Origin of the sequence: Burkholderia ambifaria AMMD (assembly GCF_000203915.1) — a bacterium.
GTDB classification, from domain to species: domain Bacteria; phylum Pseudomonadota; class Gammaproteobacteria; order Burkholderiales; family Burkholderiaceae; genus Burkholderia; species Burkholderia ambifaria.
Genome location: NC_008390.1, coordinates 1,283,578 through 1,297,480, shown reverse-complemented (window position 1 = coordinate 1,297,480; position 13,903 = coordinate 1,283,578). Strand labels below are relative to the sequence as shown.

11 protein-coding genes are annotated in these 13,903 nt (G+C 65.4%); 1 reads left to right on the top strand and 10 read right to left on the bottom strand.

Annotated elements, in window-relative coordinates; translation table 11 throughout:
- Positions 1–151 precede the first annotated feature (151 nt).
- Positions 152–2,215 (top strand): polyphosphate kinase 1, encoded by a 2,064-nt coding sequence (gene ppk1, locus BAMB_RS06005; protein WP_011656508.1) that lies wholly within the window; start codon positions 152–154, stop codon positions 2,213–2,215.
- Between the two features lie 123 nt (positions 2,216–2,338).
- Here ppk1 and phoR read toward each other — a convergent pair whose 3' ends face one another.
- The 10 genes from phoR to ftsH form a co-directional block, all read right to left on the bottom strand.
- On the bottom strand, positions 2,339–3,658 hold the full coding sequence (gene phoR / locus BAMB_RS06000) for a phosphate regulon sensor histidine kinase PhoR (protein ID WP_011656507.1): 1,320 nt from the start codon (positions 3,656–3,658) through the stop codon (positions 2,339–2,341).
- 57 nt (positions 3,659–3,715) lie between these two features.
- Positions 3,716–4,417, bottom strand: a complete 702-nt coding sequence (gene phoB, locus BAMB_RS05995) for a phosphate regulon transcriptional regulator PhoB (RefSeq protein WP_006750313.1) — start codon at positions 4,415–4,417, stop codon at positions 3,716–3,718.
- Between the two features lie 29 nt (positions 4,418–4,446).
- Positions 4,447–5,151 (bottom strand): phosphate signaling complex protein PhoU, encoded by a 705-nt coding sequence (gene phoU, locus BAMB_RS05990; protein WP_006750312.1) that lies wholly within the window; start codon positions 5,149–5,151, stop codon positions 4,447–4,449.
- Positions 5,152–5,169: 18 nt separating this feature from the next.
- Positions 5,170–6,018, bottom strand: a complete 849-nt coding sequence (pstB, locus tag BAMB_RS05985; protein WP_011656506.1) for a phosphate ABC transporter ATP-binding protein PstB — start codon at positions 6,016–6,018, stop codon at positions 5,170–5,172.
- A 15-nt stretch (positions 6,019–6,033) separates the two neighbouring features.
- On the bottom strand, positions 6,034–6,927 hold the full coding sequence (gene pstA, locus BAMB_RS05980; protein WP_011656505.1) for a phosphate ABC transporter permease PstA: 894 nt from the start codon (positions 6,925–6,927) through the stop codon (positions 6,034–6,036).
- Complete coding sequence (gene pstC / locus BAMB_RS05975) at positions 6,924–7,910, bottom strand: phosphate ABC transporter permease PstC (protein ID WP_011656504.1); 987 nt, start codon at positions 7,908–7,910, stop codon at positions 6,924–6,926. Before pstC ends, pstA begins: the two co-directional genes overlap by 4 nt.
- A 94-nt stretch (positions 7,911–8,004) precedes the next feature.
- The gene (gene pstS, locus BAMB_RS05970) at positions 8,005–9,039 is read right to left on the bottom strand and encodes a phosphate ABC transporter substrate-binding protein PstS (RefSeq protein WP_041491135.1); all 1,035 of its coding nucleotides are present in this window, start codon (positions 9,037–9,039) and stop codon (positions 8,005–8,007) included.
- Between the two features lie 456 nt (positions 9,040–9,495).
- On the bottom strand, positions 9,496–10,851 hold the full coding sequence (glmM, locus tag BAMB_RS05965; RefSeq protein ID WP_011656502.1) for a phosphoglucosamine mutase: 1,356 nt from the start codon (positions 10,849–10,851) through the stop codon (positions 9,496–9,498).
- A gap of 36 nt (positions 10,852–10,887) precedes the next feature.
- Positions 10,888–11,781 carry a dihydropteroate synthase gene (gene folP / locus BAMB_RS05960; protein ID WP_041491134.1) on the bottom strand — a complete coding sequence of 298 codons (894 nt, stop codon included), beginning with the start codon at positions 11,779–11,781 and terminating at the stop codon, positions 10,888–10,890.
- Between the two features lie 76 nt (positions 11,782–11,857).
- Positions 11,858–13,753 (bottom strand): ATP-dependent zinc metalloprotease FtsH, encoded by a 1,896-nt coding sequence (gene ftsH, locus BAMB_RS05955; protein ID WP_011656500.1) that lies wholly within the window; start codon positions 13,751–13,753, stop codon positions 11,858–11,860.
- Positions 13,754–13,903 lie beyond the last annotated feature (150 nt).

Genomic DNA, 13,903 nt, shown 5'->3' with positions numbered 1-13,903 from the left:
ATTGTATATGGCCGAAACATTTATGAGATGAAACGGTTGCGGCGTAGAATTTCCCGATATAAATACATAATCGTCATCAGCACGTCATCGTACCGTGAGAGTTTCCGAGCGTCCTTTCGAATCATCGCCCGAATCATCCCCTACTCTGCCGATGTCCGTCCGTTATCCGCTTCTCAATCGTGAACTCGGCATCCTCGGGTTCAACGAGCGCGTGCTGGCCCAGGCTGCCGACCCGCAAGTCCCGTTGCTCGAACGCCTGCGCTTCATCTGCATCACCAGCAGCAACCTCGACGAATTCTTCGAAGTCCGGATGGCCGGCCTTCAGGAACAGATCCGCGACAACCCCGGCGCCCTGACGCCCGACGGCATGTCGTTACAGCACGCTTACGACCTCGTCGTCGAGCGCGCGCAGCGGCTCGTGCACCGCCAGTACACGATGCTGCACGAAACCGTGCTGCCGGCGCTCGAACAGGAAGGCATCTACTTCCACGCGGCCGACACGTGGAACGACGAGCAGCTCGAATGGGCGCGCCGCTACTTCCTCGACGAGCTGCTGCCGGTGCTGACGCCGATCGGCCTCGATCCGGCCCACCCGTTCCCGCGCGTGCTGAACAAGAGCCTGAACTTCGTCGTCGAGCTCGAAGGCCGCGACGCGTTCGGCCGCCAGGCGGTGATGGGCATCGTGCAGGCCCCGCGGGCGCTGCCGCGCGTGGTGCGCATGCCGCAGGCGCTGTCGGGCTTCGAGCACGGCTTCGTGCTGCTCAGCACGTTCATGCAGCGCTTCGTCGGCGAACTGTTCCCGCAACTCGTCGTGAAGAGCTGCAACCAGTTCCGCATCACGCGCAACAGCGAGCTGTTCGTCGACGAAGACGAAATCACCAACCTGCGCGTCGCGCTGCAGGGCGAACTGCCCGCGCGCCACCTCGGCAACGCGGTGCGGCTCGAGGTGTCGGCCGACACGCCGGCACATATCGTGCGCCGCCTGCTCGAGGAAAGCCTGCTCGACGAGAAGGACTGCTATCGCGTGGCGGGCTCCGTGAACCTCGTGCGGCTGATGCAGATCCCCGATCTCGTCGATCGTCCCGACCTGAAGTTCGCGCCGTTCACCGCATCGATCCCGCCCGTGATCGCCAATGCACCGGCGATGTTCGACGCGATCGACGACGGCGACATCCTGCTGCACCACCCGTACGAAAGTTTCCAGCCGGTGCTCGAACTGCTGCAGCAGGCCGCGAAAGATCCGAGCGTCGTCGCGATCAAGCAGACGATCTACCGCACCGGCACCGATTCGCCGCTAATGGACGCGCTGATGGCCGCCGCGCGCAACGGCAAGGAAGTGACCGTCGTCGTCGAGCTGCTCGCGCGCTTCGACGAGGAAACCAACATCAACTGGGCGTCGCAGCTCGAAGCCGTCGGCGCGCACGTGGTGTATGGCGTGGTCGGTCACAAGTGCCACGCGAAGATGATGCTGATCGTGCGCCGCGTCGTGGAGGGCGGCAAGGCGACGCTGCGCCGCTACGTGCACCTCGGCACCGGCAACTATCACCCGCGCACCGCGCGCCTCTACACCGACTTCGGGCTGATGACGGCCGACCAGAAGATCTGCGAGGACGTCCACCACGTGTTCCAGCAACTGACCGGAATCGGCGGCGAGCTGACGCTGCACGAGCTGTGGCAGTCGCCGTTCACGCTGCATCCGCGCATCATCGAATCGATCCGCGCGGAGATCGACAATGCGCGCGCCGGCAAGCGCGCGCGCGTGGTCGCGAAGATGAACGCGCTGCTGGAGCCGACGGTGATCGCCGCGCTGTACGAAGCGTCGCAGGCCGGCGTCAAGGTCGACCTGATCGTGCGCGGCGTGTGCGCGCTGAAGCCGGGCGTGCCGGGGCTGTCGGAAAACATCACGGTGCGCTCGATCGTCGGGCGCTTCCTCGAGCACCACCGCATCTACTATTTCCACGCGGATGGCGCCGAGGAAGTCTATCTGTCGAGCGCGGACTGGATGGACCGCAACCTGTTCCGCCGCGTCGAAGTCGCGTTCCCGATCCGCGAGCGCAAGCTCAAGCGCCGCGTGATCGCCGAAGGGCTGTCGGTCTGTCTCGGCGACAACCAGTCGGCATGGCTGATGCAAAGCGACGGTCACTATCGGCGCCGCCGCGCGGGCAAGACGCTGCGCAACGCCCAACTCGGGCTGCTCGCGAAGTTCTGTTCGTAGGCAGGCGTCGTAGGCAGGCGCCGCGCAGCAAACGAAAAAGGCACAGCCCACGCGGGCTGTGCCTTTTTCGTTTCGGTCGTGCGCGGATGCGATGCGCACGAACCGTGTCACACGATCACGCGCTCAAGCTTCGAACGCTGCCGGCCGGATCGCGATGATCCGCGACGCCGGGAAGCGCGCGGTGAACGTGCTGCCGCGTCCTTCCTCGCTCTGCACATACAGGTGCGAGTCGTGCCGCTGCAGCACGTGCTTGACGATCGCGAGGCCGAGGCCCGTGCCGCCCGTATCGCGCGAACGGCTGCGGTCGACGCGATAGAAGCGCTCCGTCAACCGCGGCAGGTCGGCGGCCGGAATGCCGAAGCCACTGTCGGTGACGGAGAACACGCCCTGCGCGCCCTCGCGCCGCCACGACACGAATATCTTGCCGCCGTCCGGCGTATAGCGGATCGCGTTGGTGACGAGATTCGCGAACGCGCTGAACACTTCGGTCTGCGCGCCCGTGACGCCGAGCGTCTCGTCGATCGCGAACGCGATCTCGTGATGCCCGTTCGACAGCGTCTGCGCATCCTCCTTCAGATGGTCGAACACGGCGCGCATGTCGATCGCGTGATCGACCGGCGGCCGGCTTTCGCCCTCGAGCTTCGCGAGCACCAGCAGGTCGGTGACGATGTGCCGCATCCGCGACGCCTGCTGCTCCATCATCTCGAGATAGCGCGCGCGATCTTCCTCGTTCAGCGGCAGCTCACGCATCGTCTCGAGAAAACCCGACAGCACGGTGAGCGGCGTCTTCAGTTCGTGCGACACGTTCGCGACGAAGTCGCGGCGCATCGCGTCGGTCCGCTCGAGCTCGGTGATGTCCTGCGTGAGCAGCAGCTTGCGGTTCTCGCCGTACGGAAACACCTGCACCTCCAGCACGTTCTGCCGCGAGTCGCCCATCCCGCGCATCACGAGCGTTTCGTCGTAGTGCTGCGCGTTCAGGTAGCGGACGAATTCCGGATGACGCACGAGGTTCGTGATGTGCTGGCGCAGGTCGCGTTTCGCATCGAGGCCGAAATGCACCTCGGCGATCGCGTTGCACCACTCGATCTGGTCGTGGTCGTCGAGCATCGCGACGCCGTTCGGCGACGCCTGGATCGCCTGGATGAAGCGCGAATGCTGCTGCTCGACCTGCCGCACCTGCGCATGCCACTGCTTCGCGAGCTTGTGCAGCCGGTAATAGATTTCACCCCAGATGCCCGGTGCGCTCGGCACCTCGCCGTAGACGGGCGCATCGAGCAGACGCCACAGGCGTTGCGTATGGAAGGTACTGAAGAAGCCCTGCGCGACCAGCATCACGGCCGCGAACCCGCAGGCCGCGGTCGGGCCGGCGAACACGCCGACCAATACGCTGATCAGCACGAGCAGCACGAGCGACACGAGAAAGCGCGCCCAGATGATGTTCATGATTCAGCGCCCGAAAGAATGAACGGCATGCCGTGGCACACGGCATGCGCGGATACGTTACGCGTGCTTGGCGAGCCGGTAGCCGCTGCCGCGCACGGTCTCGATCATCGCATCGCAGCCGGCCGGTTTCAAGGCCGCGCGCAATCGTTTGATGTGCACGTCGACGGTGCGCTCCTCGACGAACACGTGATCGCCCCACACCTGGTCGAGCAGTTGCGTGCGGCTGTGCACGCGCTCCGGATGCGTCATGAAGAAATGCAGCAGGCGGAATTCGGTCGGGCCGAGATCGAGCTTGATCTCGCTGCCGTCGCCGTGCGCGGCGACGCGATGCGTGGCCGGATCGAGGCGCAGCCCGTTGATCGACACGACGTCCTCGGTCAGCTGCGGCGCGCGGCGGCGCAGCACGGCCTTGATGCGCGCCATCAGTTCCTTCGGCGAGAACGGCTTGGTCACGTAGTCGTCCGCACCGATTTCGAGGCCGAGCACCTTGTCCTGCTCGTCGCCACGCGCGGTCAGCATGATGATCGGGATGTGCTTGGTTCGTTCGTTGTTGCGCAGGTCGCGCGCGAACGCGATGCCGGACTTGCCCGGCAGCATCCAGTCGAGCAGCACGAGATCGGGCAGCACATCGCTGATCAGGTTCTGCGCCTGCTCCGCGTTGTACGCGCGGATCGGGCAGTGACCGGCATGCTGGAGATTCACCGAGATCAGTTCGGAAATCGCGGGCTCATCTTCAACGACGAGAATGTTGCTGGGCATCGGCACCTCTGTTCTTCCTGTGCGTGGTGTTAACTGTTGGCTTCGCGCTCGAGCGTGTCGCGCGGCTGATGCCGCACGTCCGTGCCCTTCACGATGTAGATGATGAACTCGGCGATGTTCTTCGCGTGGTCACCGATCCGCTCGATCGCCTTCGCGATGAACAGGTATTCAAGGCCGACCGAGATCGTGCGCGGATCTTCCTGCATGTACGACACGAGCTTGCGCACGAACGCGCGGAATTCGAGGTCGATTTCCTTGTCGTCCTTGACGATCTGCGCGGCGGCCACCGTATCGAGGCGCGCGAATGCGTCGAGCGCGCGGCGCAGGATCGTCACGGCCATCTCGCCCGACACCTTGATCTCGGCGATGTTCACCGTGCGCGCGGCCGGTTCGTCGACCAGGCGGCGCACGCGCTTCGCGATCTTCTCGGCCTCGTCGCCGGCGCGCTCGAGGTTCGTAATCGTTTTCGAAATCGACATCAGAAGGCGCAGGTCGCGCGCGGCCGGTTGCCTCCGCGCGATGATGTTGCCGCACTCCTGGTCGATGTCGACTTCCATCGCGTTCAGCGTTTCCTCGGCCGTGATCACCTTCTCGGCCGCGTCGCGGTCGAATTCGTTCAGCGCGTGCATCGCGCCGACGATCTGCGACTCGACGAGTCCGCCCATTTCCAGCACTTTCGACGACACGGCATTCAGGTCCGCGTCGAACTGGCTCGACAGATGTTTATCCGACATGGTTGTTGTTCTCCGTCATCAGCCGAAACGGCCAGTGATGTAGTCTTCCGTTTCCTTGCGCACCGGCTTGATGAAGATCTTTTCGGTCTCGCCGAATTCGATCAGCTCGCCCAGGTACATGTAGGCCGTGAAGTCCGAGCAGCGCGCGGCCTGCTGCATGTTGTGCGTGACGATCACGACCGTGTAGTCGCTCTTCAGCTCCGCAATCAGCTCCTCGATGCGGCCCGTCGAGATCGGGTCGAGCGCCGAGCACGGCTCGTCGAGCAGCAGCACTTCCGGACGGATCGCGATGCCGCGCGCGATGCACAGACGCTGCTGCTGGCCGCCCGACAACCCGTAACCGCTCTGGTTCAGCTTGTCCTTCACTTCGTTCCACAGCGCGGCCTTCGACAGCGCCCACTCGACACGGTCGTCCATCTCCGAGCGCGTGAGCTTTTCGAACATCTTCACGCCGAACGCGATGTTGTCGTAGATCGACATCGGGAACGGGGTCGGCTTCTGGAACACCATGCCGATCCGCGCGCGCAGCAGCGAGATGTCGCGCTTGGTGGTCAGCAGGTTCTCGCCGTCCATCAGGATTTCGCCTTCGGCGCGCTGCTCCGGATAGAGCGCGTACATCTTGTTGAACGTGCGCAGGAGCGTCGACTTGCCGCAGCCCGACGGGCCGATGAACGCCGTCACCTTCCCTTCGGGAATGCGCAGGTTGATGTTCTTCAGCGCGTGGAACTTGTTGTAGAAAAAGTTGAGGTCGTTGACCTCGATCTTCGCGTTCAGCGGCGCCAGCGGGCTGCCATGCACCGCGTCGTGCGTGCCGGCGGGCGCAGCGGTGCGCTCGACGGAATTCAGGTGGCTTTCTGCCATATTCATCGGATCGCTCCGCCGTTACTTTTTCGAGAAGATCGAGCGCGCCAGGACGTTGAGTCCGAGCACCCCGAGCGTAATCAGGAACACGCCCGCCCATGCGAGCGACTGCCATTCGGCGAACGGGCTCATCGCGAACTTGTAGATCGTGACGGGCAGGTTCGCCATCGGCTGGCTCATGTCCCACGAGAAGAACTGGTTCGACAGCGCCGTGAACAGCAGCGGCGCCGTTTCGCCGGCGATCCGCGCGATCGCGAGCAACACGCCCGTCACGATCCCGCCGACCGATGCGCGCAGCGTGATCTTCAGCACCATGCGCCACTTCGGCGTGCCGAGCGCGACGGCCGCTTCACGCAGTGCGTTCGGCACGAGCTTCAGCATGTTCTCGGTCGTGCGGATCACGATCGGAATCTGCAGCAGCGCGAGCGCAATCACGCCGGCCCAGCCCGAGAAGCGTCCCGACTTCGCGACGACGATCGCGTACACGAACAGGCCGATGACGATCGACGGCGCCGACAGCAGGATGTCGTTGATGAAGCGGATCGTGCTCGCCAGCAGGTTCTTCTGGCCGTATTCGGCGAGATAGACGCCCGCGAGGATGCCGATCGGCGTGCCGACCAGCGTGCCGAAACCGCACAGCAGCAGGCTGCCGACGATCGCGTTCGCCAGACCGCCGCCTTCCGTGTTCGGCGCCGGCGTCGATTCGGTGAACAACTGCAGCGACAGGCCGCCGACGCCGAGGTGCACGGTCGTGTAGAGAATCCACACGAGCCACAGCAGCCCGAACGCCATCGCGCCGAGCGACGCGGTGAGCGCGATCGCGTTGGTGAACTTGCGCCTGCGTTGCAGGCGGTTGCGCATCGCGTCGAGCGCGGCGCCGTTCGGCCCGGGGAAATTCATGATGGGCTCGCTCATTTCTTGCCCTCTCCCTTCTCGAGACGAAGCAGCAGCAGTTTGGAGACGGACAGCACGATGAACGTGATCACGAACAGGATCAGGCCCAGTTCCATCAGCGCGGACGTATGCAGGCCCGGCTGCGCTTCCGCGAATTCGTTCGCGAGCGCCGACGTGATGCTGTTGCCCGGCGCGAACAGCGACACGCTGTCGAGCAGGTTCGTGTTGCCGATCACGAAGGTCACGGCCATCGTTTCGCCGAGCGCGCGGCCGAGGCCGAGCATCACGCCGCCGATCACGCCGGTCTTCGTATAGGGCAGCACGACCTTCCACATCACTTCCCACGTCGTGCAGCCGATCCCGTACGCCGATTCCTTCAGCAGCACGGGCGTGACTTCGAACACGTCGCGCATCACCGACGCGATGTACGGGATGATCATGATCGCGAGGATCACGCCGGCCGCGAGGATGCCGATGCCGATCGGCGCGCCGGACGTCAGCGGACCGACCACCCACACGTCCTTGAAGATGCGGCCGATCGGCTTCTGGAAGTATTCGGCGAAGATCGGCGCGAACACGAGCAGGCCCCACATGCCGTATACGATCGACGGAATCGCGGCGAGCAGCTCGATCGCGATGCCGAGCGGGCGGCGCAGCCACACGGGCGACAGCTCGGTGAGGAACAGCGCGATGCCGAAGCTGACCGGCACCGCGATCACGAGCGCGATGATCGACGTCACGAGCGTGCCGTAGATCGGCACGAGCGCACCGAAGACATCCGAGTTCGGATCCCACTCGGATTGAAACAGGAAGCCGAGGCCGAACTTCTGGATGGTCGGCATCGACGCAATGATCAGGGAAACGATGATCCCGCCCAGCAGCAGCAGGGTCACGATCGCGGCAAGCCATGCGAGGCCGCCGAACAGAACGTCGCCGAGGCGGCTCGGCGCGCGTTGCGACGCGGCGTCGGGGGACCGGGAGGACGTGTAGGAAATTTCAGACATGGGTGCCTGTTCTGGATCGCCGGGCGCCGTGACGCCCGGCCTTACCGCACACACTGCCCGACCGGCACGGCCGGGCAGTGAACCGCTGCAATGCTTACTCCGCGGCGACCGGCTTGCCCGATGCGTCCGTGACCTTCGTCTTCCACTGCTTGCGGATTTCCGCCTCGACTGCCAGCGGCAGCGAGATGTAGTCGAGGCTGTCGGCCGCCTTCTCGCCATTCTTGAACGCCCAGCTGAAGAACTTCAGCGTTTCGGCGCCCTGCTCCGGCTTGTCCTGCTTCGCGTGCAGCAGCACGAACGTCGCGCCGACGACCGGCCATGCTTCCTTGCCCGGCTGGTTCGTGAGGATCTGGTAGAACGACTTCGACCAGTTCGCGCCGGCCGCGGCGGCCTTGAACGTTTCCGTCTTCGGCTCGACCACCGTGCCCGTCGAATTCTTCAGCGCGGTGTAGACCATGTTGTTCTTCTTCGCGTACGCCCACTCGACGTAGCCGACCGCGCCCGGCAGGCGCTGCACGAAGGCCGCGACGCCGTCGTTGCCCTTGCCGCCCGTGCCCGTCGGCCAGTTGACCGTCGTGCCTTCGCCGACCTTCGACTTCCACTCGTCGTTCACCTTGGACAGGTAGTTCGTCCAGATGAAGCTCGTGCCCGAGCCGTCAGCGCGGCGAACGACCGCGATGTCCGTGTCCGGCAGCTTGACCTTCGGGTTCAGTGCAACGATCGCCGGATCGTTCCACTTCTTGATCTTGCCGAGGTAGATGTCGCCGAGTACCGGGCCCGACAGCGTCAGTTCACCGGCCTTCACGCCCGGCACGTTGACGACCGGCACCACGCCGCCGACCACCGTCGGGAACTGGAACAGGCCTTCCTTCGCGAGCTCTTCATCCTTCAGCGGAGCGTCCGAACCGGCAAAATCGACCGTCTTCGCGTTGATCTGCTTCAGGCCGCCCGACGAACCGATACCCTGGTAGTTCACCTTCGCGCCGCCGGACTGCTGGTAGTCGGCAGCCCATTTCGTATAGATCGGCATGGCGAACGTGCTACCTGCGCCCGTGATGTCGGCAGCGTGCGCGGCAACGGCGAAAAGCGCGCCAGCCAGGCCGGCAATCGCGGTTTGCATCAATTTCATGAGACCTCCAGTGTGTGAGCGGATGACTACGGCACCGCGAAGGTTAGGGGCTCCTCATGACGATAATGTGACAATCGATGAAACTGGCGTGACAGTAACATGACTGGTTGAAAGGGTGTAGCCGGCCTTGTGCAAGGGGCCGCGGAGGCAACGCGCGGCGGGGATGACGGCAAGAATTGCCGGTCAGGCAGGGATGGCATGGGGCACCCTTTGACCGGGTGCGCGGGCGATCATGTCGCGCCGAAAACAGGTGGCCATGCGGTGCTCTGCATGCCGCTGCGACTCAGGGTCGGATGATTTCTTCTGTCAGATGAAATCCGCGCCGAAGCCCCTTCTATTTAATACCGCAAACCTTTGCGTCTGATGAATTGCGGCGCCCGAAGGCGCCGCAGGTCGATTCACTGCAGCGGCAGGCGCGCCCTCGGTCGGAGCGTCGCGCGCCGTCGCCGGTTCGGCTCAGCTCGTCGCCATCCGCACCGCGTCGGCGATCGCTTCCGCGTGGCGGGTCGCGTCGGCCGCCTGCTGCGCCTCGACCATCACGCGCAGCACGGGCTCGGTGCCCGATGCGCGGATCAGCACGCGGCCGCTCCCCGCGAGCGCGCCTTCGGCCGCGTCGATCGCCGCGCGAATCGATGCGCTGCCCTTCCAGTCCGCGCCCGGCTTCATCCGCACGTTGATCAGCTTCTGCGGGAACAGCGTGACGCCGTCCAGCATCTGCGCGAGCGTGCGGTCGCTGCGCTTGAGCGCGGCGAGCACGAGCAGCGCCGACACGATGCCGTCGCCGGTCGAATGGCGGTCGAGCGACAGGATGTGGCCCGAGCCTTCCGCGCCGAGCTGCCAGCCGCGTTCGCGCAGCTGCTCGAGCACGTAGCGGTCGCCGACCGCCGCGCGCACGAACGGCACGCCCTCGCGCTGCAACGCGACCTCGACCGCGAGGTTCGTCATCAGCGTGCCCACCGCGCCGTCGACCTTGCCGGCCGTCGCGATCCGGTCCTTCACGAGCACGTAGAGCAGCTCGTCGCCGTTGTACAGCCGGCCCGTCGAATCGACGACCTGCAGGCGGTCCGCATCGCCGTCGAGCGCGATGCCGAGATCCGCATGGTTCGCACGCACCGCGCGCACGAGCGCGTCGGGCGCCGTCGCGCCGACGCCATCGTTGATGTTGAAGCCGTTCGGCGCGACGCCGATCGGGATCACGTCCGCGCCGAGTTCGTGGAACACGTGCGGCGCGATCTGGTACGCGGCGCCGTGCGCGCAGTCGATCACGAGCTTCAGTCCGCGCAGATCGTACGCGGCCGGGAACGTGCTCTTGCAGAACTCGATGTAGCGGCCGGCGGCGTCCTCCAGGCGGCGCGCCTTGCCCAGCCGGTCCGACGATGCGCATTCGAGCGGCTTGTCGAGCCACGCTTCGATCGCGGCTTCGGTCTCGTCGGGCAGCTTGTTGCCGTCCGCGGAGAAGAACTTGATCCCGTTGTCCTGATACGGGTTGTGCGATGCGCTGATTACGACGCCGGCCGACAGGCGCAGCGCGCGCGTCAGGTAGGCGACGCCCGGCGTCGGCATCGGGCCGGCCAGCATCACGTCGACGCCGGCCGCCGAGAACCCGGCCTCGAGTGCGGCCTCGAGCATGTAGCCCGACACGCGCGTGTCCTTGCCGATCAGCACCGTCGGACGCGCACCGGCCGCGACGTCGGCCGTGCCGGCCAGTACCTTGCCGGCCGCATAGCCGAGACGCAACACGAAATCAGGCGTGATGGGCGCCTCGCCTACCGTGCCGCGAATGCCGTCCGTGCCGAAATATCGACGTCCCATGGCGAATCTTCCTCCTTCGTCTTTCTGAATTCTGACTTATCGTTGCCGCGCGGCTTCGCGCACGGCATTCCAGACCTTGAGCGCGTCGACCGTCGCCGCGACATCGTGCACGCGCACGATCGCGGCGCCGCGCCCGACTGCGCACAACGCGGCCGCCACGCTTGCCGCGACGCGTTCCATCGGCGGCTTGCCGCCGATCACCGCGCCGAGCATCGACTTGCGCGACATGCCCGCGAGAATCGGATACGCGCGCCCGTCGGGCCGCGCGGGCGCCGTGTCCCGCAAGGCGGCCAGCAGCGCGTAGTTGTCGTCGACCACCGCCTTGCCGAAGCCAAAGCCCGGATCGACGCAGATCCGCTCCGGCGCAATGCCCGCGTCGCGCAGCGCCTGCGCACGCGCGGCGAGAAAGTCGTGAACGTCGGTCACGACGTCGCCGTAGTCGGGCTCGCCGACCTGCATCGTCTGCGGCTCGCCGAGCATGTGCATCGCGCACAGCCCGCTGTTACCCTCGCGCACCGCGTCGATCGCCCCGGGCTGGCGGAACCCCCAGATGTCGTTGATCAGGTCGGCGCCGGCCGCAAGCGCCGCGCGCATCACGGCCGGCTTGTAGGTGTCGATCGACAGCGGCACGTTCAGCGGCCGCAGCGCTTCGACGAGCGGGATCACGCGCGCGAGCTCCTCGTCGAGCGGCACGGGCGGCGCGCCGGGACGCGTCGACTCACCGCCGATGTCGATCAGGTCGACGCCTTCGGCGATCATCCGCTCGGCCTGGCGCAATGCATCGTCGCGCGCGAGGAAGCGGCCGCCGTCGGAAAACGAATCGGGGGTTGCGTTGAGGATGCCCATCACGAGCGGGCGTTCGAACGTCAGCGAGAAGCGGCCGCACTGGAGCGGCGCGGGGATGAACGCGGAAACAGCGGAATCGGACACGGGCGGGAGGCGTTGATGAATGCAAAACGGGCCGGTGTGAAGCCACACCAGCCCGTGAACGGTGCTACAGCGGCGCTCAGGCCGGCGAAGCAGGCGCCGGCGCGTTGGCCGGCTTCACTTCGGCGGTCGTGCCACCACCCGACGAGTCGCCGCCGACAGCCGGCGAGCTCTTCGGCGAGCGCGGCGGACGCCCTTCCATGATGTCGTTGATCTGATCGGCGTCGATCGTTTCCCACTCCATCAGCGCGGCCGTCATCGCTTCGACCTTGTCGCGGTTCTCTTCGAGCAGGCGGCGCGCAAGGTTGTACTGTTCGTCGAGCACACGACGGATTTCGCCGTCGACCTTCTGCTGCGTCGCTTCCGAGATCGTGCGCGTGAAGCCGCGGCCGAACGGGCCGTTATCGCTCTCGTCGTCGACGTAGACCATCGGCCCGAGGGCGTCGGTCATGCCGAAACGGGCCACCATCGCGCGTGCCGTCTGCGTCGCCTTGTTGAAGTCGTCCGACGCGCCGGTGCTGATCAGGTTCAGGAACAGCTCCTCGGCCACGCGACCACCGAACAGGATCGCCAGGCGATCGAGCAGGTAGTCCTTCGAGTACGTCTCGTTGTCATGCTCCGGCAGCTGCCACGTGACGCCCAGCGCGCGACCGCGCGGAATGATCGTGACCTTGTGCACCGGGTCGGCCTTCGGCAGCAGCTTCGCGATCACCGCGTGGCCCGACTCGTGGTAAGCCGTCGCGCGCTTCGCTTCTTCGCGAATCACCGCCGACTTGCGCTCCGGACCCATGAAGATCTTGTCCTTCGCGTCCTCGAAATCCTGCATCTCGACGATGCGCTTGCCGCGACGGGCGGCGAACAGCGCCGCTTCGTTCACGAGGTTCGCGAGATCGGCGCCCGAGAAACCCGGCGTGCCGCGCGCGATGACTGCTGCATCGACGTCGTTCGCGATCGGCACCTTGCGCAGGTGCACGCGCATGATCTGCTCGCGGCCGCGGATGTCCGGCAGGCCGACATAGACCTGACGGTCGAAACGGCCCGGACGCAGCAGCGCCTTGTCGAGCACGTCGGAACGGTTGGTCGCGGCGATCACGATCACGCCGGAGTTCGCCTCGAAGCCGTCCATCTCGACCAGCATCTGGTTCAGCGTCTGCTCGCGCTCGTCGTTGCCGCCGCCCATGCCGGCGCCGCGATGACGACCGACCGCGTCGATTTCGTCGATGAACACGATGCACGGTGCGTGCTTCTTCGCCTGCTCGAACATGTCGCGCACACGGGCCGCGCCGACACCGACGAACATTTCGACGAAGTCGGAACCCGAGATGCTGAAGAACGGCACCTTCGCTTCACCGGCGATCGCTCGCGCGAGCAGCGTCTTGCCGGTACCCGGAGGACCGACGAGCAGCACGCCGCGCGGAATGCGCCCGCCCAGCTTCTGGAATTTCTGCGGATCGCGCAGGAAGTCGACGAGCTCGGACACTTCTTCCTTCGCTTCGTCGCAGCCCGCGACGTCGGAGAAGTTGACCGCGTTGTTGTTCTCGTCGATCAGCCGCGCGCGCGATTTCCCGAACGAGAATGCGCCGCCTTTGCCGCCCCCCTGCATCTGCCTCATCATGTAGAACCAGAACACGATGATCAGGATCGTCGGCCCGAGGTAATACAGCGCGGACATCAGCGCGTTCGGCTCGTCGTCCGCCTTGCCGCTGACCTGCACGCCGTACTTCATCAGGTCACCGACCATCCAGATGTCGCCGGGCGACACGATCTGGTATTTCTGGCCATCAGACGGAGTGACGGTGAGGTTGCGCCCCTGCACGATGACGTTCTTGACCTTGCCGTTCTTGGCGTCGTCCATGAACTGCGAATAGGACACACCTTCCTGGACGCGGGGCTTGTCGAACTGCTTGAACACCGTAAACAGCACCAGTGCGATCACCAGCCACACTGCTGCCTTCGAAAACATATTGTTGTTCAAAGCACCACTCCTTCACTCGTAGACGAGCGCCTACATTTTCCTTGCGGCGCTCCTCGGTCATTCTAATCCAGTCCGACCACCCCTGCCATAAGCATTGACGACCGCCGCGATAGCGCTTCGCTTGTCTGGCAAGGGCCGGAGCCCGTTTGC